We start from the raw sequence: 25,620 nt of genomic DNA, 5'->3' as shown, positions 1-25,620 counted from the left end.
GCCCAGCACCACCCCCGCCCCCACACCACCGCCGCGCCTCCCCGAGCCGCTCCGGCCGTCCCGCCCCGAGGTGGGTGGGCAACCACCGGCCCGGAGGGCGGGGCTTCGGGGGTGGGGGCGCCGCCCGACGGGACCCCGTACCCCTCAGCCGCCCGACGGGACCCCCGTACCCCTCGGGCGCCCCGAGGGGAGCCCGCCCTCAGAGGTACTCGCGGGCGAACTCCACCGCCCACTCGACCGCGGCCACCGGGACGCTGCCCGCCGCGGGGTCGATGGTCAGGCGGGCGTCCTCCCAGCCCCGGCCGTGCTCGCGGAAGATCGCGAAGTGGCCCTCCTCCAGGGTCCCCTCCGGCCTGACCAGGAACTCGATCGCCCGGTCGTCGCCATCCGTGCCGATCGTGGTGATCGCCATGTCACCGACTACGAACTCCACTGCCCCGCGCTCCTTGGTTGCCGCCGTTCAGGCATCACTCGCCCTGGTTCAGAACCCCAGCCTCTCCCGCGGGCCGGGCGGCCGCATGAGTGCGCGTACTCAGCCCGGGTACTCAGTCGCCCCGCCTCCCCCGCGACCCCCTCAGGGTGACGAGGGCAACACGCAGCACTTCGACGCAGTCGGGCTCACCCATTCCGCAGGCCGAAGCGCAGCCGCGGCCCCGGATTCCAAGGGAAGAGCGCACCCCTACCCGCCCATCCCGCCAAACGGGACAAAACCACCTTCGAGTCTCCCTGCGAAAACGCAGGTGAACCCCGCACCCGGGCCCGTAAGCTCCCGTCATGCAGGTGATCCAGTCAACCAAACTCGCCAATGTCTGTTACGAGATCCGCGGCCCCGTGCTCGAAGAGGCCATGCGACTCGAAGCAGCAGGTCATCGCATCCTCAAGCTCAACACGGGCAACCCCGCGGCCTTCGGCTTCGAGTGCCCGCCGGAGATCCTCGAGGACATGCTCCGCAACCTGGGCTCCGCCCACGGATACGGCGACGCGAAGGGCCTGCTGTCCGCGCGCCGCGCGGTCATGCAGCACTACCAGACCAAGGGCATCGACCTGGACGTCGAGGACATCTACCTCGGCAACGGCGTCTCCGAGTTGATCACGATGTCGATGCAGGCGCTGCTCGACGACGGCGACGAGGTACTGGTCCCGGCGCCGGACTACCCGCTGTGGACGGCCTCCGTCTCGCTGGCCGGCGGCACGGCCGTGCACTACCGGTGCGACGAGCAGTCCGACTGGATGCCGGACCTCGCCGACATCGAGCGCAGGGTCACCGACCGCACCAAGGCGATCGTGATCATCAACCCGAACAACCCGACCGGCGCCGTCTACGACGAGGAGATGCTGCGCGGTCTGACGGACATCGCGCGCCGCCACAACCTGATCGTCTGCTCGGACGAGATCTACGACCGGATCCTCTACGACGGCGCCAAGCACTTCAACACCGCCGCCATCGCCCCGGACGTCCTGACGCTGACCTTCAACGGCCTGTCGAAGAACTACCGGGTCGCCGGCTACCGGGCCGGCTGGATGGCGGTGTGCGGCCCGAAGAGCCACGCCACGGACTACATCGAGGGCCTCACGATCCTCGCGAACATGCGCCTGTGCGCGAACATGCCCTCGCAGCACGCGGTGGCCACCGCGCTCGGCGGCCGGCAGTCCATCGAGGACCTGGTCCTGCCCGGCGGGCGGATCCTGGAGCAGCGCAACGTCGCCCACGACCTGCTCACCCAGATCCCGGGCGTCACCTGCGTGAAGCCCAAGGGCGCGTTGTACGCCTTCCCGAGGCTGGATCCGGCCGTTTACAAGATCAAGGACGACCGGCAGATGGTCCTGGACCTGCTGCGGGCCGAGAAGATCATGGTCGTGCACGGTACGGGCTTCAACTGGCCCGAACCCGACCACTTCCGGATCGTGACCCTGCCCAACGCCAAGGATCTGGCCGACGCCGTGACCCGGATCGGGAACTTCCTGGACGGCTACAGCCAGGCCTGAGGTGGTTCCGGGCGTGGTACCGGCCGCCGGCCGGAGCGAACATACTCGGCCAACAACAGGATCGAACTCAAAATTAGAACCAATCCAATGTAGGATGGTCTCCTGACCACGCAGGAGGCCCACTCATGTACGAGCCGATCCGCACCAAGCCGGTCGTCCAGCGGATGGGCGGCACGACGGTCGACTACCCCCACCGCAGCCGCGGCGAAGCGCTGGACATCCAGCTCGCCGGCCACCTCGCGGCCCTGCTCGCCGTCACCGACGAGCTCGGGCTCGACGAGGCCGCCGCCGGGATCGCCGACCAGGTCGCCCGGCTGCGCGGGGCGCAGCCCGCCCGGGCGCCCCGGGGCTCCGCGGGGGACGCCGCCGCGCTGCACCAGCGCGCGCACGACCTCGCCGCCCGCGCGCTCCTCGTCGCCGCGTCACGCGCCGACACCACCGTCGCGATCCTCGCCGCCGAGCGCATGGACGCGCACGCCGCCGCCCTGGAGTCCCTGGACCTGGCCGGCGCCCTCTAGACGGCCCCGGTCCGGGGCCGCGGAGGCTCCGGACCGGGCGCCATACCCCTGCGGACGACCCTTCCGGGGCCGCTCCGCCGCCCGCCGTGCGGCCAATGAATTGGACAGATCCCGGCGCTCCGAACACGATGTTGGCTGAAACATCGCGGCAGCACGGGGGAGGCCGCTCATATGAACCATCTCCTCCACTCCGCTTCGTCCCCGATCGAGCACTCTGGAGAGATGCGCCCATGAGCTTCGGCGATCCGAACAACCCCTACGGCCAGCAGCCCCCGCAGGGCCAGCCCGGCTACGGCCAGCAGGCCCCGCAGGGCGTCCCCCCGCAGTACGGCTACCCGCAGCAGCCGGCGCCGGGCGCGGCCCCGCAGTACGGCTACCCGCAGCAGACCCCGCCGTCGGCGCAGTACGGCGCGTACCCGCCCCCGGGCATGCCCGGCATGCCCGTCGGGATGCCGCCGCTGGCCCACTGGGGCCTGCGCGTCGGCGCGTACCTGCTCGACTTGCTGATCATCGCCGGCCCGATGTACGCGCTGATCGGCCTCGGCGCGGCGTTCGCCGGCGACGAGACGGGCGACTCGGTCGCCGGTGTGTTCGGCCTCATCGGCATGCTGTACGCCTTCGGCATGGCCATCTTCCAGCTCTACAAGGAAGGCACCACCGGCCAGACCATCGGCAAGAAGGTCGTCGGCATCAGCCTGCACCGCGAGGCCGACGGCGCCACGCTCGGCTTCGGCATGGCCTTCGTCCGCAAGCTGGCGCACGCCCTGGACAGCCTCTCCTGCTACCTCGGCTGGCTGTGGCCGCTGTGGGACGCCAAGAAGCAGACCTTCGCCGACAAGGTGTGCAGCACCGTCGTCGTCAAGGTGAACAACGGCTGACGGGCACCCGCCCCACCCGCTACGGAAGCCCCGGTGTCGGGGTCGGCTGCGTGAACTCCGCGCCGGCGACCCCGCACCAGGGCACCGTGGCCACCGGCCACACCGGGCCGACCGCCTCCCCGTACTCGGTCGCGCCCGGGGCCACGCCCGGGATCCGCACCAGCGCCTGGGCGGCCCGTCGTCCCGGGTCCGCTTCGGCCCGGTCGCGGAACTCCACCGTCACGACGTACGCGCCGACTCCTTCGGCCCGCCCGGTCGCCTCGACCGCGGCCACCACCCGCCGACTGGCCGGATCGACACGGCATCCGGTGACCCGTACGTCCTGCGCCGCCGCCCGCGGCGGCGCCTGCTGCGGTTCACCGCCGCTCGCCCACACGTACAGGCCCAGCGGGGCGAACACCAGCAGCCCGGCGACCGTCACCAGACCGACCAGCCAGCCCTGCCACTTCAACGCGCTCACGCCCATGCCCCCGATCCTCCCGGGCGGCCGCCCCGCCCACCAGCACCCGCGAACTCACACAGCATTTCGAAGTGGGACCGTCTGGACACCTGACGTTCACTCAAGAGGGCGCGGAATGTGGGTTTCCGTGAGCACGCTGCACCCGTGAGACGCATCCTAGGAATCGTCCTGGGCCTCCTCCTGATCGGCGGCGTGCTCTACGTCGCACTGCAGGGGCAGGATCGCCCAGAATCCACGGCAACGAAGACCGTGCGTGGCGTCATCGGTTCGGAGAAGTCCGAATTCTTCCGCGACCCTGACGTCGTCAAGGCCCTTGCCGCCAAGGGCTACATCGTGAAGACGGAGACCTCGGGCTCCTGGGCGATGGACCAACTCGCCCTCAAGGAATTCGACTTCGCCTTCCCCGGCAGCAGTGAACCCGCCAAGGAGGTCGCGGCGGCCGCCGGCCTCAAGGGAGCCCAGGAGACCAAGCCCTTCTACTCCCCGCTCGTCGTGCTCGCCCGTCCGGGCGCCGCGAAGGTGCTGGCCGCCGGCGGCCTCGCCACCCTGACCGGCAAGAACTCCGGGACCCTGCTGATGGGCCCCTTCCTCAAGGCCGCCGCCGAGGACCGCACCTGGCAGCAGCTGGCCGGCTCCTCCGCGCACGCCGAGCTGACCGGCACGGTGTTCGTCAGGACCACCGACCCGGCCTCCTCCAACTCCGGCGCGCTCTTCCTCGCCGCCACCTCCAACGTCGCGAACGGCAACACCGTCGTCGCCGACGACGCCGGGGTCGAGCGCACCGCGCCCCTGATGCGCAAGCTGATCTCCGTCCAGGGCGCCCTGGAGACCAGCACCGACGACCCCTTCCGCGCCTTCATCAGCGGCAGCGGCGAACCGCTGATCCTGGTGTACGAGTCCCAGGTCGCCTCGCTGCTGCTGCAGAAGCAGGACCCGGGCGAGATGGTGGTGCTCTACCCGGACACCACCGTGAACACGGCGCACACCTTCGTACCGCTCAGCGAGAACGCGAAGGAGCTGGGCGCGCTCCTCGCCACCGATCCGAAGCTGCGCGAGCTGGCCGTGCTCCGCGGGTTCCGCCCGCAGGACGGCGTGGCCGAGTTCACCGCCGCGACCGCCCCGCACGCCGGCTACCTCAACCCGGGGCTGGCCGGTATCCGCCAGGTCGGCACACCCACCGTCAAGATCCTCATGGCGCTCGCCCAGCGCGCCAAGGGCTAGGGGACGACAGCCATGACACTGACACCACCCGAGGACGCCCCGCTCGTCCTCAGCGCTCCCGAGCCCGTGCCCGCCGTCCGCAAGGAGCAGGCCGCCGGACTCGTACCGCTCCAGGACGGCGTACGCGACGAGATGGCCCGCCGGGCCGGGGAGTACGTCGGCTCGCTCGCCGGGATCGAGGCCCGCTCCCCCGAGTTCGCGCAGCGCGTCGGTGAGATCACCGCGCTCGGCTCGGCCGACGTCCGCACCGCCGCCCAGCAGTCCAACCGGATGCTGGAGCGGGCCGTGCGTTCCCTCGGCTCCGACGGCGGCGGCGACGCCCAGGCGCGGGTCGCCGGCTCCCTGGTCGAACTGCGGCGCACGGTCGAGGACCTCGACCCGCGGGACACTCCCGCCAAGGGGGCCCGCAGGCTGCTCGCGAAGCTGCCGGGCGGCAACCGGTTCCGCGACCACGTGGCGAAGTACGCCTCGTCACAGACCGCCCTGAACCGGATCGTGGGGGCGCTGCGCAGCGGCCAGGACGAGCTGCGCCGCGACAACGCCGCCCTGCACACCGAGCGCTCCCGGTTGTGGGAGACCATGGGCAGGCTCCAGGAGTACGCGGTCCTCACCGAGGCCCTGGACATCGCCGTCGGGCAGCGGGTCGCCGAGACCGAGCGCACGGACCCGCAGGGGGCCGACGCGCTGCGCGCGGACGTGCTCTTCCCGGTCCGTCAGAAGCACCAGGACCTGCTGACGCAGCTGGCCGTGTGCGCCCAGGGCTACCTGGCGATGGACGTGGTCCGGCGCAACAACGACGAGCTGATCAAGGGCGTCGACCGGGCGGCCACGACCACCGTGTCGGCGCTGCGGATCGCGGTGATGCTGGCGTCGGCCCTGGACAGCCAGCGGAAGGTGACCGAGCAGGTCAACGCGTTGAAGGGGACCACCGAGGAGCTGATCCGGGGCAACGCGGACATGCTGTCCGCGCAGAGCGGTGAGATCCAGCGGATCGCGGCCGATCCGGCGGTGGGCGCGGAGACCCTGCGGACGGCCTTCGCCCAGATCTACCGGACGCTGGACGCGATCGACACCTTCAAGGTGCAGGCCGCGGAGAACATGGCGGCGACGGTGGAGTCCCTCGCCGGTGAGCTGCAGAGCGCGTCGGCGTACCTGGCGCGGACGCGGACCGCCGGTGCGTCCGAGGGCGGTGCCCTGTGAGCGCGGCCGGGCGGGTACGGGCGGCGGCGCAGGCTCCGCCCCGGCCCCCGCGGCCGCGGCGCCGACGGGCCCGGACGGCCCTCGTGCTCGCCCTCGCCGTGCTCGTGGCGGCGACGGCCTGCACCTCCGGCGGGTCCCCGGGGCCCGCGGAGACGGCCTACAAGGAGGGCACGCTGCGGGTGCTGGCCTCCAGTGAGCTCGTGGACATGGAGCCGGTGCTGGAGCAGGCCCGCAAGGCGACCGGGGTCACCGTGAAGCTGACGTGGTCGGGGACGCTGGACGCCGCCGAGCAGGTCGCCTCGGGGCAGGCCGACGGCCGGTACGACGCGATCTGGCTGTCGTCCAACGACTACCTGCGGCTGCGGCCCGAGGCCGCCGGGAAGCTCTCCAGCGAGACCCCGGTGATGTCCTCGCCGGTCGCCCTCGGTGTGAAGCCGGAGGCACTGGCCCGGCTCGGCTGGAAGCCCGGGGAGGTGACCTGGCCGGCGGTGCACGAGGCGGTCGCGGCGGGCAGGCTGACGTACGGGATGACCGACCCCGTGCGCTCGAACTCCGGCTTCTCGGCGCTGGTCTCGGTGGCCTCGGGTCTGTCGGGCGCGCAGGCGGCGCTGAGCGACGCGGACGTGAAGGCCGCCGCGCCGCGGCTGAAGGAGTTCTTCGCCGGGCAGAAGCTGACGTCGGGTTCGTCGGGCTGGCTGGTGACCGCGTACGGCAGGCGCGGGGACGTGGACGCGCTGGTGAACTACGAGTCGGTGCTGCTGTCCATGAACCGTGACGCGAAGGACGGCCGGGCGCCGCTGACGGTGGTCCGGCCGCGCGACGGGGTGGTGACGGCCCCCTATCCGCTGACCCTGCTGGCCTCGGCCCCGGCCGGGGCGCGTGATGCGGGTCGGGTACTGACCGACTGGCTGCGCGGCCCGGAGGCGCAGCGGGCGATCACCGGGCAGACGTTCCGCCGGCCGGTCACGGCCGGGGTGGCGCCGGCCGCCGGGCTGGACCAGGAGAAGCGGCGCGAGCTGCCGTTCCCCGGTTCGCGTGTCGTCGCCGACGGGCTGCTGGCCAGTTACGAGAACGAGCTGCGCCGGCCCTCGCGGACGGTGTACGTGCTGGACACCTCGGGTTCGATGAGCGAGGAGGACCGCATCGGGCGGCTGAGGTCGGCGCTCACCGATCTGACGGGTACGGGGACTTCGGGTACCGGGCGGCGTTTCCGGGACCGCGAGGAGGTGACGCTGCTGCCCTTCGGGTCGAAGGTGAAGGAGGTGAACACGCACGTGGTGGAGCCCGGCAATCCGGGGCCGGCCCTGGAGGCGATCCGCCGGGACGTGAAGTCGCTGGAGCCGGAGGGGGGTACGGCGGTCTACGGCAGCCTGGAGGCGGCGTACGAGCAGCTCGGCAAGGGCGGCACGGACGCCTTCACCTCGATCGTGCTGATGACGGACGGCGAGAACACCGAGGGCGTCGGGGCCGGGCACTTCGACTCCTTCTACGCGAAGCTGCCCGAGGCGCAGAAGCGGACGCCGGTCTTCGCCGTGCTGTTCGGCGATTCGGACCGCAAGGAGCTCACCCACATCACGGAGCTGACCGGTGGGCGGCTCTTCGACGCCACCGGCGGGACCGGTTCGCTGGCCGGAGCCTTCGAGGAGATCCGTGGCTACCAGTAGGGCGACGGGGGTCCTGAGGTACCTGGAGTCGCGGAAGAACCTGGCCGGCTCCGCCTGCGGCGTGGCCGGGCTGGCCCTCACCCTGGCCGGGGTGGCCGGTGCGTACTGGCCGGTGGTCGTCGCCGGGCTGTACGGAGCGGGTGCGTTGATCGCCCCGCCGGAGCGGACGGCACCGCCGCCCTTCGATCCGCGGGAGGAGCTCGGCGTGCTGCGCGAGGACTTCGGGCGGCTGCGGGGGTACGTCGAGGGGGTGGAGCTGCCGCCGGGGGCCGGGGCGGTCCTCGCGGAACTGCTGGAGCTGTACGGGGCGCTGCTGGAGCCGGGGTGGGTGGCCGAGGTGCTGGCCGCCGACCCGGAGGCGGTGCACGCGGTGTCGCGTGCGGTGCGCCGGGACGTGCCGGAGAGCGTGGACGCCTACAACCGGACCCGCTGGTGGAGCCGGATGGCGCCGGGCGGCGAGTCTCCGGAGCGGCATCTGGAGCGGCAGCTGGGGCTGCTGCGCGAGGAGGCGCGACGCGTAACGGCGGGCCTCCACGAGGTGGAGGCCCGCCGTCAGCAGACGCACACGACCTACCTGGAGGAGCGCGGACGCTCCTGACAGGACAGGTCGGTGCTGCGGTGGGCGCCGCTTGGTCGGGGGCTCCCACAGCGGTGGGACGCCGCTTGGTCGGGGGCTCCCACGTTCATCGGCCCTTGTTCAGGGCGTGCCCTTGTTCAGGGCGTGCCCTTGTTCAGGGCGTGCCCTTCTTCAGGGCGTGTCCCGGCTCAGCCCAGGCGCTCCACGAGTGCGTGGTACTGCTCCCACAGCTCCTTGGGGGTGTGGTCGCCGTAGGTGTTGAGGTGCTCGGGGACCAGGGCGGCCTCCTCGCGCCAGACCTCCTTGTCGACGGTGAGGAGGAAGTCGAGGTCCTCGGCGGGGAGGTCGAGGCCGTCGAGGTCGAGGGAGTCCTTGGTCGGCAGGATGCCGATGGGGGTCTCGACGCCCTCGGCGGTGCCGTCGAGGCGGCCGACGATCCACTTCAGGACGCGGCTGTTCTCGCCGAAGCCGGGCCACACGAACTTGCCCGCGTCGTTCTTGCGGAACCAGTTCACGTAGTAGATCTTCGGGAGCTTGGCGGCGTCCGCGGAGGCGCCGACCTTGACCCAGTGGGCCATGTAGTCGCCCATGTTGTAGCCGCAGAACGGCAGCATGGCGAAGGGGTCGCGGCGCAGCTCGCCGACCTTGCCCTCGGCGGCGGCGGTCTTCTCGGAGGCGATGTTCGAACCGATGAAGACGCCGTGGTTCCAGTCGAAGGACTCGGTGACCAGCGGCACGGCGGAGGCGCGGCGGCCGCCGAAGAGGATCGCGGAGATCGGGACGCCCTTGGGGTCCTCCCACTCGGGGGCGATCGTCGGGCACTGGGAGGCCGGGACGGCGAAGCGGGCGTTGGGGTGGGCGGCCGGGGTCTCGGACTCCGGGGTCCAGTCGTTGCCCTTCCAGTCGATCAGGTGGGCGGGCGCCTCTTCGGTCATGCCCTCCCACCAGACGTCGCCGTCGTCGGTGAGCGCGACGTTGGTGAAGACGGTGTTGGCGTACATGGTCTTCATGGCGTTGGCGTTGGTGTGCTCGCCGGTGCCGGGGGCGACGCCGAAGAAGCCGGCCTCGGGGTTGATCGCGTAGAGGCGGCCGTCCTCGCCGAAGCGCATCCAGGCGATGTCGTCGCCGATGGTCTCGACCGTCCAGCCGGGGATCGTGGGCTCCAGCATGGCGAGGTTGGTCTTGCCACAGGCGGACGGGAACGCGGCGGCGACGTACTTCGTCCCGCCCTCGCCGGCCGGCGGGGTGAGCTTGAGGATCAGCATGTGCTCGGCGAGCCAGCCCTCGTCGCGGGCCATGACGGACGCGATGCGCAGGGCGTAGCACTTCTTGCCGAGGAGGGCGTTGCCGCCGTAGCCGGATCCGTAGGACCAGATCTCGCGGGTCTCGGGGAAGTGCGAGATGTACTTGGTGGTGTTGCAGGGCCACGGCACGTCGGCCTGGCCCTCGGCGAGCGGAGCGCCGAGGGTGTGGACGGCCTTGACGAAGAACCCGTTGGTGCCGAGCTCGTCGAGGACGGGCTTGCCCATGCGGGTCATGGTGCGCATGGCGACGGCGACGTAGGCGGAGTCGGTGATCTCGACGCCGATCGCGGAGAGCTCGGAGCCGAGGGGGCCCATGCAGAACGGGACGACGTACATCGTCCGGCCCTTCATGGAGCCGCGGAAGATGCCCTGGTCTCCCGCGAAGATGTCCTTCATCTCCGCCGGGGCCTTCCAGTGGTTGGTCGGGCCCGCGTCCTCCTCCTTCTCGGAGCAGATGTACGTCCGGTCCTCGACGCGCGCGACGTCGGAGGGGTCGGAGGCGGCGTAGTAGGAGTTCGGGCGCTTCGTCTCGTCGAGCTTCTTGAACGTTCCCTTGGCGACGAGCTCCTCGCACAGGCGCTCGTACTCGCCCTCGGAGCCGTCGCACCAGACGACGCGGTCCGGCTGGGTCAGGGCTGCGATCTCGTCCACCCAGGAGATCAGCTCCTGGTGGGTCGTCGGGACAGTGGGAGCCGCGTTGTCGCGCGCCACGATTGCTCCTTGTTGAGGGGTGTGTTTGGTGTTGGCCCCGTGGGGGCTGCGACCCGGACGCTTCGCGCTCCGCTCATCCGGTGTCGACCGCACTCATCTGATCATCCGGTGGATGTGCGCATATGTCCAGAGGGCCTCTCACGTGAGCATTGCCACGTCCGTCAATCTTCCGTAAAGACGATGGCCGAGAACCTACGGACCCGTAGGTAGCATGGCGCGCATGACTTCCGACGCCGCCGCCGTCCCCGCCGCCGAGGCCGCAGCGACCTCCGAGGCCTCCCCGGTCATCGAGGCCTCCCCCGTCATCGAGGCCGCAGAAGCCGTCGAGTCCGCGATCGAGACCAAACCGCTGCTGCGCGGCTGGCTCCATCTCGGCATGTTCCCCGCCGTGCTCGTCGCCGGCTTGGCGCTGATGGCCTTCACCGACTCGACCCGGGCTCGCGTCGCCTGCGGGATCTACGTCCTCACCGCCTGCCTGCTCTTCGGCGTCAGCGCGGTCTACCACCGCGGGACCTGGGGCCCGCGCGGCGAAGCCATCCTGCGACGGCTCGACCACGCCAACATCTTCCTGATCATCGCGGGCACCTACACCCCGCTGACCGTCCTGCTGCTCCCGCCCTCCACCGGCCGGACCCTGCTGTGGGCGGTGTGGATCGCGGCCGCGGCCGGGATCGCCTTCCGCGTCTTCTGGGTCGGCGCCCCGCGCTGGCTCTACACCCCCTGCTACATCGCCATGGGCTGGGCCGCCGTGTTCTTCCTCCCCGACTTCATGCGCACCGGCGGCATCGCCGTCCTGGTCCTCGTGATCGTCGGCGGCCTCCTGTACAGCGTCGGCGGCGTCATCTACGGCATGAAGCGGCCCAACCCCTCCCCCCGCTTCTTCGGCTTCCACGAGGTCTTCCACTCCCTGACCCTCGCCGCCTTCGTCGCCCATTACATCGGCATCTCGCTGGCCGCCTACCAGCACTGATCCCGGAAGGAGGGACCCGGTCGCACGCCCGGGCCGGGTCCCTCCTTCCGTTGTCCGACGCGTTCAGCAGGCCAATCCGTCGCCGTCGGGGTCCAGCCGCAGCGGATCACTGCCGTTGACCTTCAGGCGCTTCGGATACCGGTGGGAGGCCAGCCACTCGCAGCGGGCCTTCGTCGTCGCCTCCACCTCGGCCGGGAACCGGGTCGGCACGCACACGTTGACCGAGCCGTAGTGCCGGTCGCAGCCCGCCACACTCGGCGCGACCGGGACCGAGTCCCGCTTCGCCGGATTCTTCTTGGCCGGGCCCAGCGCGTCCGCGAAGGTGTGCTCGTGCGCGGACGGCTGCTCCTGGGCGGCCGCCAGGGCGGACGGACCGCCCAGGTGCACCCACGTCGCGATCGACGGGACGCCGTTCGCGTCGACCGCGAAGAGCATGTACCAGCCGGGCGGCGCCAGGTTGGGGTTGCTCGTGACGTTCAGGTCGATGGTGGTCCCGTCCACCGTCATCGGCAGGTCCACGAACCGCTGGTTCGGGTCCGAGGAGTGCGTCACCGCCGCCGGACGGATCAGTTCCGCCTTGGCGACCGGCCGGTCGACGGTGATCCGCTGCGTGTCCCCGTACACCCACTGCGTGTCGATCACCGAGGTGATCCGCGGGCGGGCGCCCTTGAACAGGTACGGCGGCGTGTAGATCGACACGTTGTGGTTGTAGGTGCCGTTGCCCGGGTTGTCGCCCACCGACATGACCCGGCCGTCGGGCATCAGGAACGACGCCGAGTGGTACGTCCGCGGGATCGGGTCGGTGGCCAGACCCGCCTGGTAGCTGTTGGTCGCCGGGTCGAAGAACGAGGCCTCGAAGACCGGGTCGGCCCGGTCGTGCAGCCCACCGCCGGTCTCCAGCACCTTGCCGTCCGGCAGCAGCACCGCCGAGACGTACATCTTTCCCTCGGCGCCGGTCTGCGGCCGCTTCCCGGTGCCGGTGTCGACCAGGCCCTGGGGCAGGTCCGGGCCGGCCGTGTAGGCGGGGCTCGGCTTCTTCAGGTCGATGATGTCGGTGATCCGGTTCGCCGCCGGGTTGCGCTCGTTGTTGCCACCGCCGATGGTCAGGACCCGCTGGTCCTGGGCCGGGGGCAGCAGCACGCTCGCCGACTCGTCCCGCTCGTCCTTGTTGCGCAGGCCCGGCACGTCGGTGATGGTGTTGGCGTCGTAGTCGTAGATCGAGGCGCCCGTGCCCGGGGTGCCGTTGCCGAAGGTGTGGCTGCCCGAGTAGAAGAGCCGCCCGTCCTGCATCAGGATCATCGACGGGTACAGGCCCCAGTACGACCAGGTCTGGTTGACCTCGTTCATCGGCAGCCACTTGTTCTGCGCCGCCGAGAACTTCTCCGCGGTCACGTTGCCCGTCGAGTCCTCCTTCAGCCCGCCGAAGGAGATCACGTCGCCGTTGCCGAGGATCGTCGCCGACGGGTACCAGTGCCCGCCGTTCATGTCGTTCGTCCTCGTGTACGTCTCGGTGACCGGATCGAAGGTGTACGAGTCCTTCAGCCCCTGGTAGCCGATCTTCCCGTCCGCCGACGGATAGCCCTTGTTCCCGCTCATCACCAGCACCCGGCCGTCCGACAGCTGCACATGGCCCGCGCAGAACATGTCGACCGGCGTCGGGATCGTCCTGAACGACCCGTTCGCCGGATCGTAGACGGCGGAGGTGAAGGTGCCCGCGTTGAACTGCGCGATGTCGTTGCCCGAGCCCGCGATCAGCAGCACCTTGCCGTTCTTCAGCACGACCGCGTGCATCGAACGCACCGGGTTCTGCGCCGGGATCACCTGCCACTTGCCCTTCGCGCACTCCTCCGCCGTGCCCGAACAGACCGGCTGCGGCGGGAGCGCACCCACCTCCTCCAGCGCGTAGTCGTCCGTGGTGAGCGTGCCCACCCCGTACACCGACAGACCCCAGGCGATCTTGTCCGTGTGGGGCGGAACCACCGGCGTACGGACCTCCGTACGCGACCACCCGGCACTGACGGGCGGATTCTGCAGGTCCGTCCAGTACTGCCAGCCCGACGTCGTGTCGCGGCGGAACACCGTCACCGACACGTCCGGGGTGTTCGACTTGTACCAGGCCGACAGGTCGTACTGCCGGCCCGGCGTCACCGTCGGCGCGCACACGGTGTTCTCGGTGACCAGCGCCTTGCGGTCACCGTCCACCCGACGGGTCAGGGACACCCGCATCGCCTTCGTGCCGCTGTGCGCGTCGGGCACGGTCGCGAAGGTGAAGTCGTTGTCGCCCCAGCCGGACTTCGACCAGCAGGACGGCATGTCGGAGCCGGCGGCGCCGGCGGTCTCGAAACCGGGATTGGACAACAGATTGGGCGGACCGGCCGTAGCCTGCTGCGGTGCGGTGAGGAGCAGACCCGCGGTCATCGCCCCGACGGCGAGCAGTGCGGCACGCCGCCCCGCCCTCCGCCGGAAGGTCGGACGCATGGAAAGGTTCCTTTCTGTGCGGCTCTATCCGTACGGTTCGATCCGTGCGGCTCTATCTGTGGGGCTCAACTCCTGGTGCGGTGCCCCGCCTCGACCGGGGACGTACGGCGCGGCAGGTAGACCAGGGCCTCGGTGGCCGCGAACCGCAGCACGAAGGTGGTCACCAGCGCGAGCGCGGTGGCCGGCAGCACCCCCATCCCGAGCCGGCCGACGAACACCGCGATCAGCGGGATGCGCAGCAGCAGATCGGCATTGGCGAGCAGCGCGAACCGGCCCACCCGGTCCGCCCAGTGCCGGTACCTGCGCCGCTCACGGAAGAGCAGGACCTCGATGAGGACGAAGTTCCACAGCACCCCCGCCTGGTTCGCGACGATCTCCGCCGGCAGGTAGTGCATCCCCGCGCCGGTGAGAAGCCACAGCGCCACCAGGTTCGGCACGAAACCGGTGAGACCGATGAGCCCGAAGCCGATCATGCGCGCGAGCGGGGCCGCGGACCTCAGCGAGGCGAGGTGCGCCAGGAACCGCAGGCCCTCCCGGGCCGTGGACTTCGACTCCCCCGCAAAACGCTCCTGGAAGACGAACGGCACCTCCGCCACCGGGGCAGGACGGCAGCGCACCGCCAGCTCCAGCAGGATCTTGTAGCCGAGCGGCCTCAGCGCCCCGTCGGTCACCGCCGAGCGGCGCATCGCGAAGAACCCGCTCATCGGATCGCTGATCCCGCGCAGCGCCCGTGGGAAGAGCCCCTTCGCCAGCCACGTCGCGGCGCGCGACACCGCGACGCGGTAGCTCCCGGCGAGCCCGGCCCGGCTGCCGCCGCTGACGTAGCGGGAGGCGACCACGAGATCGGCGCCGGTGCGCTCGCCCTCGCCAACGAGCTCCGGAACCAGGTGGGGCGGATGCTGCAGGTCGGCGTCCATCACGACGATCCAGTCGCTGTCCGCCCGCCGGATCCCCTCGACGACCGCCCCGCCGAGGCCGCCCTCGGCCACCTCCCGGTGCAGCACCGACACCGGAAAGGGGTGGTCGGCGGCGGCCTTCTCGACGACGGCGGGGGTGTCGTCCGTGGAATCGTCCACGAACAGCACCTCGCAGGGCAGGTCACCCGGGAGCGCCCGGCCGAGCCGGCGCAGCAACTCGGCCACGTTCCCCGCCTCGTTGAACGTCGGGATGATCAAGGTGACGCTGCCGGCCGCCCCCCGCGGAGCATCTCGCTCCGCACCGACCGGGGCACTGGGGGACCACACGTCCTCGCTCATGGTGGCTCAGCTCCCACTCTCGCGGTCGGTGCGGCGTATCTCGATGCGGTCCTCACCCGAACCGAAGACGGCCACCACGGTCGAATGCTCCAGCGCGGCCTTCACGGTGGGCAGGTCCACCGCGTCACGGCGGACCGTGGGCGAGGACACGACGTAGTCGATGTCCCGCCAGCCGCCCGGCAGGGTCCTGGTGACCGCGGGGTCCAGGTCGGCCTTGTAGAACCAGATGGCGCCGGGCCCCGGCTCGAAGCCGTGGTGCACGGCGTCCAGCCAGAGCGCGTCGTCGAGCAGCACCCGGGTGCGCGCCGGATCGGCGACCTCACGGCCGAGCCACGCTGCGGCCTGCCGGTACGGGGCGTTCGCGTCGACGGTGAGCGCGGTGCGGTTCCCCTCGTACCAGCGCGGCAGCACGTACAACGCGGCCGACACGGCCAGTACGCCGAGCACCGCCCGGCGCACCCACAGCCGCGGCCCCCGCTGCCCGGCCGCGCGGCGGCGGCGCAGCACGGCGTGCGTCACACTGGCCGCCCCGCCCGCCAGGACCAGGGCGAGGAACGGCAGTGCCTGGATCACGTACATCGCCGGCAGGTAGCCGGAGGGCCGCATCGCGACGACGGCGAGGATGACGGCGGCGAGCGCGGGGCCGGCCAGCGCACGGGCGGTCACCGACCGCCGCACGGTCACGATCAGCAGCGCCGCGCCGGCCAGACCCCCGAGCGGCAGGACGGTGTCGTAGTACAGCCAGGACCGGAACACTCCGTTCGAGCCCGAGCCGGGCGTGAGGATGAAACCGGACCCCTCACGGCCCATCTGGTAGGTGATGCCGTCGATGAGCGAGACATGGCCGGCGCCCGGCAGCAGCTCGCCGTTGAGCAGGGCGTAGAGCGGGTACGACAGGCCGATCAGCGCACAGGCGGTCACGGCACCGGTGACGGCGAACTTCCGGGTGTCACGGTGGCTGTGCCGCCACATCGTCACCAGCAGAGCCGGGAGCACCACCAGCATCGTCTCCTTGGTGAGGACGGCGGTGGCGGCCGCCAGCCCGGAGGCGAAGTGGTGCCACAGGTGGCGGCTGGGCGACGCGGCGAGGCAGAACGCCAGCAGCATCCACATCACCGCGAGGTTGTCGAGGAAGATCTCCCGCTGCAGGACCACGGACAGCGGCGACAGCCCGAACAGCGCCATCGCGAGCCCGGCCGCCCAGCGCGGCAGCCACAGCCGGCGCGCCAGCACGTACAGCAGCACCGAGGACGCCCCGGACACCGCGAGCATCGAGAACCGCATCGGCGCGACGGTCATCCACTCCGGCACGAACAGCGACGGCAGGTACGTCAGGGCCGCCACCTGGATCCAGCCGAGCGGCGGATGGTCGTACCAGTACGTGTAGTGGGCCAGCCCCTCGCCCTGCTGGACCGCCCACGCCTGGGCCAGGTAGGTGCCCTCGTCGTCGCTCAGGGTCGGGAAGTTCGTGATGTTCCAGCCCTGGACGGCGACGATCACGAGCAGCAGGGCCCCGCACAGCAGCAGGTCGGGGCGGGAGGAGCGGAAGCGGACGAGCGGGCGGACGGGCGGGGCCGGGCGGCGGCCGAGCCCGCCGGCCGTGGTGCGCCGGGCGGGGACGGCCGGGGTCTCGGTCCCGGTCCCGGGATTGGTTCCGGTCCCGGGATTGGTTCCGGTCCCGGGATTGGTTCCGGTTCCGGTCCCGGGACCGGTTCCGGGGGCAGTGGCCGTGGGCAGGGTGGCGGTCACCGGCTGCTGTCCTCTCGGATCGCGGCGGAGGCGGAGGCGGAGGACGCGGCAGGGGCGGATGCGGTTGCGGCTGCGGGGACGGCCGTCAGATGGGCGCCGGTGTGACTGGTCAGCTCCCACTCGTTGCGGCCGCGCTGCTCGCGCCAGACGGCACGGATCGCGGCGCCCGCGAGCATCACCTGGTAGAAGGGGCCGCCGACGACGAGTTTGACGTAGTGCACGAAGCGCACGCGCAGGCCGTACTGCCGGCCGAAGTCGTGCAGGCCGACGATCTCGAAGACGAACGTCACCAGCGCCGTGATCATGGGCAGGAAGGTGATGATCGCGATGCCCACCGGTACGTCGAGGAGGACCGCGACGGCGAAGTTGACCGGGATGATCACACCCGAGGCGGCCTGCATGAACGGCGTCATCAGCGTGTAGCGGGCGAGCCAGCGCTGGCCCCGGCCGGGCAGCTGCTGCCAGTCCTTCTTCCGGTACACCTGGAGGAATCCCTGGTTCCAGCGGGTGCGCTGCTTGAGCAGGCTCACCAGCGAGCCGGGCGTCTCCTCACGGGTCACCATGTCGGAGTCGTAGGCGACGACGACCTTCTTGCCGACCGACGACAGCCGCACCCCGAGGTCGCAGTCCTCGGCCAGGCAGTTCTGGTCCCAGCCTCCCGCCTCGCGCAGCACCTCGGTGCGGACGAAGACGGTGTTGCCGCCCAGCGGGATGAAGCCCTTCTCGGCATGCAGGTGCAGCCGGGAGCGGAACCAGAAGAAGTACTCCAGGCAGTTGCGCAGGCTGTACCAGCTGGAGTGGAAATTGATCAGCTGCACCCCGCCCTGGACCACGTCGGCGCCGGTGGCACGGAAGGCGTGGTCGACATGGGCCAGCAGTTCGGGGTGGACCTGGTCCTCGGCGTCGAATACCCCGACGATGTCGCCGCGGCAGGACGGCAGGGCCGTGTTGAGCGCCTTCGGCTTGTTCTTGGTCTCGTGGTGGTCGACGACCACCCGCACCCGGGCCGGCTCGCGGGCCGCGGCCCGCTCGGCGACGGCCGCGGTCTCCGGGTCGTCGTGCCCGACGATCACGATGATCTCGTAGTCGGCGTGGCTCGATTCCAGCAGCCGGTCGATGGTGTGCTCCAGCACCGCCTGCTCGTGGCGGGCCGGCAACAGCAGCGAGAACGCCAGGCGCCCCTCCCCGTCGGGACGGTCGAAGCGCGTGGAGGCCAGCGTCTCGGGGGTCCGCCACGCGTGCATCTGCCACCAGAGCGTGAACGCGGCCATCCAGAAGAGCGCCAGTGAAATGACAGCAATGAACACAGACGTGTACATAAGGCCCCCCACAGACCCGCCGCCCCCCAGGCGGCGATCAGAAAACCCCCCGGAGACTCGCGGCAGGCCCCCCGGCCCGCCGCCGCCCCGCTTCCCCCGCGTCCCCCCGGTCGCACCCCCCAGCGCGCCGTCTCGGTGGATCCCGAAGACATGAGACTAGGCAGTGAACATGACATCCAGCCTCAGTGTCGATGAAGCACGCGTTTCAGAATCGACATGTCCACAAACGGAATTGACGGCACTCCAGGCACTTCACGGACGAACCGCACCCAACTGCTCCCCCAGCTCGACCGGGTCCGTCGTAGGCCGCGCGCAGACGAAATGTCGACACACATACGCCGTCGGAAGGTCGCGCACGAGAGTGCGCTCGGCCAGAAGCGGGAACTCCCCCTCGCCCCCGCCCTCCGCCGACTGTGGCAGACCGACCGCCACCACCGCACCAGGAGCCGTCCCCAGCAACGCCGCCCGATGCAGCGCCGCCCGCGCCGGATCCTCCGGATGCCCGACCACCGCCACCTCACGCGGCCCGTCCAGCAACGCCTCGGCGACCGACAACCCGTGCCCGATGAAACGCGGCACGCGCGGACCCAGCGCGGCCACCACCCCCAGCGCCCGCTCCGCCGCCGTACGGTGCGCCTCGGACCCGGTGTGCGCCGCGTACGAGAGCAACGCACCCGCCGCCGCCGTCCACCCGGACGGCGCGGCCGTGTCGGTCGGATCCTGCGGCCGCCGGATCAGCTTCTCCGCATCGTGCGCCGTGTCGTACAGCGACCCGTCCTCGGCGGTGAACCGGTCCAGGACCAGGTCCACCAGGAACCCGGCGAACTCCAGCCAGACCCCCTCACCGGTCACCGACGCCAGGGCGAGGAAGCCCTCTGCGACGTCGCCGTAGTCCTCCAGCACCCCGGCGTTGGCACCCACGTGGCCGTCCTTGCTGGTCCGCGCGAGCCGGGGGGCCCGGCCGGCGGCCGCGTCGAAGTGCACCCGCACCAGCAGATCGGCGGCCTCGGTCGCCCGCTCCACCAGGTCGGGCCGCTCGAAGTACGCCCCGCACTCGGCCAGCGCGGCGATGGCCAGACCGTTCCACGCGGCGACGACCTTGTCGTCCCGGCCGGGCGCCGGCCGCTCCGCCCGCGCGGCCAGCAGCCGCGCCCTGATCCCGGCGATCCGCTCCGCGTCCACCGCCGGCCCGTCCTGCGGCAGCTGGAGCACCGACGCGCCGTGCTCGAAGGTCCCCTCCTCCGTCACCCCGAAGTACCCGGCGGCGAGCTCCCCGTCGCCCTCCCCCAGCACCTCCCGCAGCTGCGCGGGCGTCCAGGCGTAGTACGCGCCCTCCACGTGCTTCCCGGTCAGCGGATCCTCGCTGTCGGCGTCGAGGGCCGAGGCGAAGCCGCCCTGGGCGGTCCGCAGCTCCCGGACCATGAAGTCGGCGGTCTCCAGCGCGACCCGCCGCGCGAGCTCCGAACCGGTGGCCCGCCACAGGTGGGCGTAGACCCGGCAGAGCAGGGCGTTGTCGTAGAGCATCTTCTCGAAGTGCGGCACCACCCACTCCCGGTCCACGGAGTACCGCGCGAACCCGCCCCCGAGCTGGTCGTAGATCCCGCCGCGGGCCATCGCCTCACACGTGTCGGCGGCCATCTGCAGCGCGCCCTCGGATCCGGTGCGCGCGTGATGGCGCAGCAGGAACTCCAGCACCATGGACGGCGGGAACTTCGGCGCCCCGCCGAACCCGCCGCGCGTGGCGTCGTACTCGCGGGTCAGCCCGAGCAGCGCCTGCGCGAGCTCCTCCGGCCCCGGGGTCCCGGCCTTCCCGTAGTCCAGCTGCCGCCCGGCGAGGTCCCGCACGATCTTCTGCGCGACCTCGGCCACCTCCTCGGGCCGCCCCACCCAGGCGGCCCGCACGCCTTCGAGCACCTGCATGAAGGAGGGCATCCCGTGCCGGGGCTCGGGCGGGAAGTAGGTCCCGAAGTAGAACGGCTCCGCGTCTCCCGTGAGGAAGACCGTCATGGGCCATCCACCCTGCCCGGTGGCGGCCTGCACGGCCTCCATGTAGACGGCGTCGACATCGGGCCGCTCTTCCCGGTCCACCTTGATGTTGACGAAGTGCTCGTTCATGTAGGCGGCGGCCAGCTCGTCCTCGAACGACTCGTGCGCCATCACATGACACCAATGACAAGAGCTGTACCCGACGCTCAGCAGAACCGGTACGCCCCGCTCCCGCGCCTCGGCGAAGGCCTCGGGCGACCACGGCCACCAGTCGACGGGGTTGTCCGCGTGCTGGAGCAGGTACGGCGAGGTCTCGTTCGCAAGGCGATTCGGCATGCCCCCATCCTGCCGCACGGGGTTGGATCACCGCCGTAGGAAGGGGGCCAGGTCGCGGGTCCAGGCGTCGCGGGTTCGGGGCCAGGTGTGGGGGCAGTGGGTGCGGAGTGGGGTGGCGAGGTCGGGGTTGCGGGTGGGTGCGGCGCCGTAGGTCGCGCAGCGGTGGGATTCCGCGCGGGCGGGGTCGGGGGCGTGTTCGTCGTCGGGGTCCGGTTCGGGGTGGGCCGCGGCGGCGAGGTCGTAGGCGCGGGCGGCGGTGAGGAGGGTCCGTTCGCCGTCCGGGCAGCCCTCGCGCAGCAGCATGAGCTGGGCGAACCGGTCGGCGGCGTCCTCCTCGGCGCGGTCGCCGGGGACGGGGAGGCCGAGGGTGTCGATGAGGGCGTGGCCCGCCTCGTGGTAGAGGGTTTCGCGGGCCAGGGCGGCGAGCTGTTCGTCCGTGGGGCCGGCGCCTGCGTCCTCGAAGAGCGCGCGGTCCTCGGTGAGGTCGTCGTAGCAGAGTTCGATGCGGTGGGCGGCGGGGTCGTAGCCGCTGCCCTCGCCCGCGCAGGAGCGGGCGACGACCTCGATCCGGTGGGGGAGGTCCAGGTAGGCGTTGAGGTCGGCGGTGACGGTCTCGGCGATCCGGTGCTGATTCAGGACGGCCGCGCCGGCGCGGTCCGCGGGGGCGGGTTCTTCCTGGTGTGCGGCGAATCCCGGTGTGGGTGGAGGCTGTTGGCATGCGGTGAGGGGTGCGGGCAGGAGGAGGGCGGCGCACAGGGCCGCCGTGGCGCGGATCGCTCGTGGCGTCATGGAGGCTCTGCCTTAAGGGAGTTGATGTTTTTCGACCCGACTGTACGAAGGAGTGTCCGCTTCCCTCTGAACTAGCTCAGATTCCCTCGCGCGCGGCGGAGTCCCGCAGGACACTTGTGGCACGTTGCCGGAGCTCTCTGAGGGGGATGCCGATGCGGGACAGCCATCGCGGTGAAGCCGAGCGCTTGTTGGAGCGGGCTGTGGACGAGGCGGTCCGGCGGGGGGCGGGCTCGGCGGACACCGCGGGCGGGGCGGTGGACAGGGCTGCGCTGCTGGCGCGCGGCAAGGAGGCCCTGGACGCGCTCGCCGCGAGTGCGGCTCCCGAGTACGAGGCGTACGTAAGGGCGTTGGACGAGGCGGCGGCCGGGGAGCAGTCGCTGGGTGAGGCGTTCCGGCGCAGTGACACGTCGACGGCGGTGCTGGTGACCGCGGTCGCGGCGGCCGCGGCCGTCGGGGCGGACCTGTCGCTGGGTGTCGCGGCGGGTACGGCGTTGACGGCGGGCGCTGTCGTGGGGATCGCTGGGGCGGTGGCGACCGTGGCGAAGGTGACGGCGGTGCACGTGCCGGCCGCGAACCGGCGGGCCGGCGAGCGGGGGCGGCCCGGTGGGGCGGAGCAGCTGAAGCTGCAGTGGTTGTCGGCGCTGGAAGTGCGCGGGGTACGTCCGTTCCTGGAGCAGCAGCGTGCGGTGGCCGCGGCGGCGCGGGCGCCGCGGCCGGTCGCGTTGTCGTCGGCGCGGACGGCCGGGCCGGCGTTGCGCGGGGTGGATCGCAGTGCGGAGGCGCGGCGGCGCAGTGCGCTGGAGCATTCGTTCGGGCAGTTGCCGGATGTGGCGGACCGGTTCGTGGGGCGGCGGGCGGAGCTGACGCGGATCGCGCAGTGGGTGCAGGCGGCGCGGGCGAGTACGGAGACCCGCCCGGTGGTGGTGGTGCTGCACGGGGAGCCGGGGGTCGGGCGGACGGCCCTGGCGTTGCGGGCGGCGCACGCGTTGCGGGACCAGTTCCGGGGTGCGTGTGTGGTGGACATGCGGGGTGGTTCGACGGGTGGTGAGCCGGGTGAGGCGCCGCTGTCGATGCGGGAGGCGTTGCTGCACCTGATGAACCGGCTGGGTGCGCCGCGTGAGCAGTTGTTGTTCCGGGAGGGGGCGTCGGCGGAGCAGCAGGTCAGGCGGCTGGGCGAGCTGTACCACCAGCATCTGCGGGGGTTGCCGGTGACGGTGCTGCTCGACGACGCGGTGGATGCGGCGCAGGTACGGATGCTGGTGCCGGAGCGTTCGGAGAGTCTGGTGCTGGTGACGGCGCGGGAGCCGTTGGAGTTGCCGGGGGATCTGGCGGCGTGGGTGCATCAGTTGCCGGTGGAGCGGCTGGGCGGGGACGAGGCGGCGGAGTTGGTGCGGGCGGTGGCGCCGGAGGCGGCGGCCGTGGGATCCGCCGCCGGGGTGGCCTCGGTGGTGGAGGTGAGCGGGGGGCTGCCGCTCGCGTTGCGGATGCTGGCTCCGCTGGTGCGGGACGGGGTGGCCGTCGCGGACGGTGCCGGGACGGTGGCCTCGGGCGGCGGGGACGGTGCCGGGGCAGTGGCCTCGGGCGGCGCGGACGGGACCGGGGCGGTGGCCTCGGGCGGCGCGGACGGTGCCGGGGCAGTGGCCTCGGGCGGCGGGAACGGGCCCGGAACAGTGGCCTCGGGCGGCGGGAACGGGCCCGGAACAGTGGCCTCGGGCTACGGGAACGGGGCCGGGGCAGTGGCTTCGGGCGGCGGTGACGGGGCCGGGGTGCATCCGGTGGAGGCGGCGCTGCGGGCGGCCGACGCCCGGTTGGCCGAGCCGGCCCGGCTGCTGCTGCGGCGCTTGCCGCTGGCGGGGCGCGCCTCGCTGGGGGGCGCGGCGGCGGCCGCACTGGCCGACGTACCGGAGCAGGCGGCGCTGCGGACGCTGGAGGAGCTGTGGGAGGCCGGTCTGATCGAGCGGGTGCGGGGGCAGCGGTTCCGTATGCATGACGCGGTGCGCGCGTACGCGGCGGCCCGGCTGGCGGCGGACGAGGACCGGGCGGAGGCCGTGGCGGCGCACGAGCGGCTGATCCGTGACTACGCGCAGCTCGCGGACTCGGTGATCCGGATGGTCGACGGGAAGATGTCGACGCGGGCGAACCAGTTCGGGGGGCACGGCTTCGTGTCGCTGGACGCGGCGCTGCGGTGGCTGGACGACGAGTCGAGTTTCATCACGGCGGCGCTGCGGCACTCGGAGGGGGTGGACCAGCAGGCGGTGCTGGACCTGCTGGGGGCGTTGTGCGATTTCTGTCTGCTGCGCGGGGACCTGTACCGGCTGGGTGAGATCGACGAGCTGACGCAGGCGGTGGCGGCGGGTGGGCAGGACCAGGCGGGGCCGCAGGGTCGGCTGGTGCGGTCGGTGCAGTGGCGTACGGGTATCGCGGCGCGGCAGCTGGGTGAGCTGGACAAGGCGCGGACCACGCTGACGTCGGTGGTGGACCAGTACATGGAGGCCCATCAGGAGGCGGGGGCGGCGATGGCGCTGGTCTCGCTCGGCATCACGCTGCACCACCAGGGGAATCTGCCGGAGGCGGCGGTGCGCATCCGTGAGGCGCTGGTGTTGCAGGAGCCCGCGGAGCTGGCGGGTGACCGGGCGTGGGGGCTGCACGCGCTGGCGGCGGTGGAGCGGGATCTGGCGCACCTGGCGGAGGCGACGCGGCTGCTGGAGACGTCGCTGGAGCTGCACCGGGAGAGCGAGAGCGTGCACGGGGAGGCGTGGGCGCACTTCCAGCTGGGGCAGGTGCACCTGCGGTTCGGTGAGGTGGAGCGGGCGGAGAAGGAGCTGGACCTGGCGTTGCAGTTGTACGGGCGGACCCGGGACGACCGCGGTGAGGCCTGGGCGTTGACGCAGTTGGGCCGGGCGCGGGTGGTGGACGGGGATCCCGGGCCGGCGGTGGAGCGGCTGCGGGAGGCGCTCTCCCGGCACCGGGAGGCGGAGGACGCGCGGGGGGAGGCGTGGACGCAGTACTACCTGGGGCAGGCGCTGGAGGTGAGCGGGGAGCGGGACCGGGCGGTGCGGGAGCTGGAGCGGGCGCGGACGATGTTCTCGCGGATGCGGGACGTGTACGGGTTGGCGCACGCCCGCCACCATTCGGGCCGGGTGACGCGGGACCAGCGGGCGGCGCAGACGGGGAACCTGAAGAACTCGGGTTTCGCCCGGCAGCTGCTGGTGGATGCACGGGCGGATTTCCAGCGGATCGGGCTGGCACACGGGGAGGCGTGGACGTGCCTGGAGCTGGCGGTGGTCGACGCGGGCAACGGGCGGCTGTCACCGGCGCTCGGCTTGTGCGAGGAGGCGGTCCGGTTGTTCATCTCGTACGGGGACCGGCGCGGGGAGGACTGGGCCCGGTTCCTGCGGTGCACGCTGCTGCCGTACGTGGGGCTCGCCGGGCCGGGGGTGCCGGAGGAGGCGCGGGCGGAGCTGGCGCGGCTGGTGGAGGCGCGGCATCCGGCGCGTGACGGCCGGCTGGAGGAGTGCCTGGAGACGTACGGGGTGATCCTGGGCCGGGGTGTGGATCCGGCCGAGGGCTGGCAGGCGTGGCGGCTGGGGCTGGTACCGAACCTGCACTCGCGGGAGGTCATGGGCGTACCGCGGTCCTGACCGGACACCCGCCGCCGTCCGCAGGGCCCGCCCGCCGCCGTCCGCGGCCGGCCCCGGCCGCCGCGGGCCACCCGGCCGACGCGCACCGCCGCGGGACATGGCCGCAGGACGGCCGCGGGGCATGGCCGCAAGGCGGACCCGCAGGGCCGCCCCGCACGCCGCCCACGGAACCCCGGCCGCACGGCTGCGGGGGCGGCCGCAGGCCCGGGTACAGCGCACAGGGGCCCGGTGGCGTCGGCCGACAGGGCTGAGCCGTCGGCGCGGCCGCAGGCCCGGGCGGCGCGAGGGCCCGGCGGCGTGCCGGCGTGCCGGTCCCGGCGCCCCGCCGGCCCTGGCGGACCCGGCGGGGGCTAGTTGGTGGGCTTCGGCTCGGGGGTGGCCGTCGTCGGGTCCGGAGCTTCTTCGAAGTCCACCCGGCCCATGTGCCGGTTCATGGACTTCATCAGGGCCCACACGCCGAGTGCGAGGGCCGCGAACACGAGGAAGCCCAGGATGCCGGGGGTCACCTTGTTCTTGTCGAAGGTGTCACCCGCCAGGGGGAGGAGCTGGGTCAGTGCTGCCTGCGTAGCGCTCATGG

19 protein-coding genes are annotated in these 25,620 nt (G+C 72.1%); 9 read left to right on the top strand and 10 right to left on the bottom strand.

Annotated features, from left to right (window positions below; all coding sequences use genetic code 11):
- Positions 1-199 precede the first annotated feature (199 nt).
- The gene (locus IH80_RS0129665) at positions 200-433 is read right to left on the bottom strand and encodes a hypothetical protein (protein WP_030964596.1); all 234 of its coding nucleotides are present in this window, start codon (positions 431-433) and stop codon (positions 200-202) included.
- A 341-nt stretch (positions 434-774) separates the two neighbouring features.
- Between IH80_RS0129665 and IH80_RS0129660 the strand changes: the two genes are divergently transcribed.
- The 3 genes from IH80_RS0129660 to IH80_RS0129650 all read left to right on the top strand — a co-directional run bounded on the left by IH80_RS0129660 (position 775) and on the right by IH80_RS0129650 (position 3,382).
- Entirely contained in the window at positions 775-1,986 is a 1,212-nt protein-coding gene (locus IH80_RS0129660) for a pyridoxal phosphate-dependent aminotransferase (RefSeq protein ID WP_030964595.1), read from the top strand.
- A 125-nt stretch (positions 1,987-2,111) separates the two neighbouring features.
- Entirely contained in the window at positions 2,112-2,504 is a 393-nt protein-coding gene (locus IH80_RS0129655; RefSeq protein ID WP_030964594.1) for a hypothetical protein, read from the top strand.
- A 230-nt stretch (positions 2,505-2,734) separates the two neighbouring features.
- A complete protein-coding gene (locus IH80_RS0129650) occupies positions 2,735-3,382 on the top strand; it encodes an RDD family protein (protein WP_030964592.1) in 648 nt (215 codons plus the stop codon).
- A 19-nt stretch (positions 3,383-3,401) separates the two neighbouring features.
- Here the strand turns inward: IH80_RS0129650 and IH80_RS41090 are convergent, their stop codons facing one another.
- The gene (locus IH80_RS41090) at positions 3,402-3,848 is read right to left on the bottom strand and encodes a hypothetical protein (protein ID WP_051810111.1); all 447 of its coding nucleotides are present in this window, start codon (positions 3,846-3,848) and stop codon (positions 3,402-3,404) included.
- Positions 3,849-3,986: 138 nt separating this feature from the next.
- Here IH80_RS41090 and IH80_RS0129640 point away from each other — a divergent pair, with 138 nt between their 5' ends.
- The 4 genes from IH80_RS0129640 to IH80_RS0129625 all read left to right on the top strand — a co-directional run bounded on the left by IH80_RS0129640 (position 3,987) and on the right by IH80_RS0129625 (position 8,525).
- Entirely contained in the window at positions 3,987-5,063 is a 1,077-nt protein-coding gene (locus tag IH80_RS0129640) for a substrate-binding domain-containing protein (protein ID WP_030964589.1), read from the top strand.
- Between the two features lie 12 nt (positions 5,064-5,075).
- Entirely contained in the window at positions 5,076-6,263 is a 1,188-nt protein-coding gene (locus IH80_RS0129635; protein ID WP_030964588.1) for a toxic anion resistance protein, read from the top strand.
- An 83-nt stretch (positions 6,264-6,346) separates the two neighbouring features.
- The gene (locus tag IH80_RS0129630) at positions 6,347-7,927 is read left to right on the top strand and encodes a substrate-binding and vWA domain-containing protein (RefSeq protein WP_030964587.1); all 1,581 of its coding nucleotides are present in this window, start codon (positions 6,347-6,349) and stop codon (positions 7,925-7,927) included.
- Positions 7,914-8,525: a hypothetical protein gene (locus tag IH80_RS0129625; RefSeq protein ID WP_030964585.1), complete on the top strand. Its 612-nt coding sequence runs from the start codon at positions 7,914-7,916 to the stop codon at positions 8,523-8,525. The genes IH80_RS0129630 and IH80_RS0129625 overlap by 14 nt, the downstream gene beginning before the upstream one ends.
- Before the next feature lie 167 nt (positions 8,526-8,692).
- On the opposite strand, the gene IH80_RS0129620 is transcribed toward IH80_RS0129625, so the two are convergent.
- Positions 8,693-10,519, bottom strand: coding sequence for a phosphoenolpyruvate carboxykinase (GTP) (locus IH80_RS0129620; RefSeq protein WP_030964583.1), 1,827 nt, complete (start codon positions 10,517-10,519; stop codon positions 8,693-8,695).
- A gap of 211 nt (positions 10,520-10,730) precedes the next feature.
- On the opposite strand from IH80_RS0129620, the gene trhA reads away from it, so the two are divergent.
- Positions 10,731-11,489, top strand: a complete 759-nt coding sequence (trhA, locus tag IH80_RS0129615) for a PAQR family membrane homeostasis protein TrhA (protein WP_030964582.1) — start codon at positions 10,731-10,733, stop codon at positions 11,487-11,489.
- Positions 11,490-11,552: 63 nt separating this feature from the next.
- Here trhA and IH80_RS0129610 read toward each other — a convergent pair whose 3' ends face one another.
- The 6 genes from IH80_RS0129610 to IH80_RS41085 all read right to left on the bottom strand — a co-directional run bounded on the left by IH80_RS0129610 (position 11,553) and on the right by IH80_RS41085 (position 21,402).
- Complete coding sequence (locus tag IH80_RS0129610) at positions 11,553-13,967, bottom strand: galactose oxidase-like domain-containing protein (RefSeq protein ID WP_030964581.1); 2,415 nt, start codon at positions 13,965-13,967, stop codon at positions 11,553-11,555.
- A gap of 65 nt (positions 13,968-14,032) precedes the next feature.
- Positions 14,033-15,223 (bottom strand): glycosyltransferase, encoded by a 1,191-nt coding sequence (locus IH80_RS0129605; protein ID WP_030964579.1) that lies wholly within the window; start codon positions 15,221-15,223, stop codon positions 14,033-14,035.
- A gap of 6 nt (positions 15,224-15,229) precedes the next feature.
- Positions 15,230-16,972: a phospholipid carrier-dependent glycosyltransferase gene (locus IH80_RS0129600; RefSeq protein WP_030964578.1), complete on the bottom strand. Its 1,743-nt coding sequence runs from the start codon at positions 16,970-16,972 to the stop codon at positions 15,230-15,232.
- A complete protein-coding gene (locus tag IH80_RS0129595; RefSeq protein WP_037881457.1) occupies positions 16,969-18,291 on the bottom strand; it encodes a glycosyltransferase in 1,323 nt (440 codons plus the stop codon). Before IH80_RS0129595 ends, IH80_RS0129600 begins: the two co-directional genes overlap by 4 nt.
- Positions 18,292-18,543: 252 nt before the next feature.
- Positions 18,544-20,613, bottom strand: a complete 2,070-nt coding sequence (locus IH80_RS0129590; protein ID WP_030964576.1) for a thioredoxin domain-containing protein — start codon at positions 20,611-20,613, stop codon at positions 18,544-18,546.
- 27 nt (positions 20,614-20,640) lie between these two features.
- Positions 20,641-21,402, bottom strand: a complete 762-nt coding sequence (locus IH80_RS41085) for a DUF4344 domain-containing metallopeptidase (protein ID WP_030964575.1) — start codon at positions 21,400-21,402, stop codon at positions 20,641-20,643.
- Positions 21,403-21,554: 152 nt separating this feature from the next.
- Here IH80_RS41085 and IH80_RS44075 point away from each other — a divergent pair, with 152 nt between their 5' ends.
- Positions 21,555-25,043, top strand: a complete 3,489-nt coding sequence (locus IH80_RS44075) for a tetratricopeptide repeat protein (RefSeq protein WP_030964572.1) — start codon at positions 21,555-21,557, stop codon at positions 25,041-25,043.
- 350 nt (positions 25,044-25,393) lie between these two features.
- On the opposite strand, the gene IH80_RS0129575 is transcribed toward IH80_RS44075, so the two are convergent.
- On the bottom strand, positions 25,394-25,618 hold the full coding sequence (locus IH80_RS0129575) for a hypothetical protein (protein ID WP_030964569.1): 225 nt from the start codon (positions 25,616-25,618) through the stop codon (positions 25,394-25,396).
- Between the last annotated feature and the right edge of the window lie 2 nt (positions 25,619-25,620).

Source organism: Streptomyces sp. NRRL S-378, assembly GCF_000720645.1.
GTDB lineage: Bacteria > Actinomycetota > Actinomycetes > Streptomycetales > Streptomycetaceae > Streptomyces.
This window is presented reverse-complemented; position numbering and strand designations above follow the sequence as displayed.

Excerpts from the sequence above, each read along its gene's own strand:
- IH80_RS0129660 (WP_030964595.1), top strand. The coding sequence starts at position 775 with ATGCAGGTGATCCAGTCAACCAAACTCGCCAATGTCTGTTACGAGATC.
- IH80_RS0129655 (WP_030964594.1), top strand. The coding sequence starts at position 2,112 with ATGTACGAGCCGATCCGCACCAAGCCGGTCGTCCAGCGGATGGGCGGC.
- IH80_RS0129650 (WP_030964592.1), top strand. The coding sequence starts at position 2,735 with ATGAGCTTCGGCGATCCGAACAACCCCTACGGCCAGCAGCCCCCGCAG.
- IH80_RS41090 (WP_051810111.1), bottom strand. The coding sequence starts at position 3,848 with ATGGGCGTGAGCGCGTTGAAGTGGCAGGGCTGGCTGGTCGGTCTGGTG.
- IH80_RS0129635 (WP_030964588.1), top strand. The coding sequence starts at position 5,076 with ATGACACTGACACCACCCGAGGACGCCCCGCTCGTCCTCAGCGCTCCC.
- trhA (WP_030964582.1), top strand. The coding sequence starts at position 10,731 with ATGGCGCGCATGACTTCCGACGCCGCCGCCGTCCCCGCCGCCGAGGCC.
- IH80_RS0129610 (WP_030964581.1), bottom strand. The coding sequence starts at position 13,967 with ATGCGTCCGACCTTCCGGCGGAGGGCGGGGCGGCGTGCCGCACTGCTC.
- IH80_RS0129605 (WP_030964579.1), bottom strand. The coding sequence starts at position 15,223 with ATGAGCGAGGACGTGTGGTCCCCCAGTGCCCCGGTCGGTGCGGAGCGA.
- IH80_RS0129595 (WP_037881457.1), bottom strand. The coding sequence starts at position 18,291 with ATGTACACGTCTGTGTTCATTGCTGTCATTTCACTGGCGCTCTTCTGG.
- IH80_RS0129590 (WP_030964576.1), bottom strand. The coding sequence starts at position 20,613 with ATGCCGAATCGCCTTGCGAACGAGACCTCGCCGTACCTGCTCCAGCAC.
- IH80_RS41085 (WP_030964575.1), bottom strand. The coding sequence starts at position 21,402 with ATGACGCCACGAGCGATCCGCGCCACGGCGGCCCTGTGCGCCGCCCTC.
- IH80_RS44075 (WP_030964572.1), top strand. The coding sequence starts at position 21,555 with ATGCGGGACAGCCATCGCGGTGAAGCCGAGCGCTTGTTGGAGCGGGCT.
- IH80_RS0129575 (WP_030964569.1), bottom strand. The coding sequence starts at position 25,618 with ATGAGCGCTACGCAGGCAGCACTGACCCAGCTCCTCCCCCTGGCGGGT.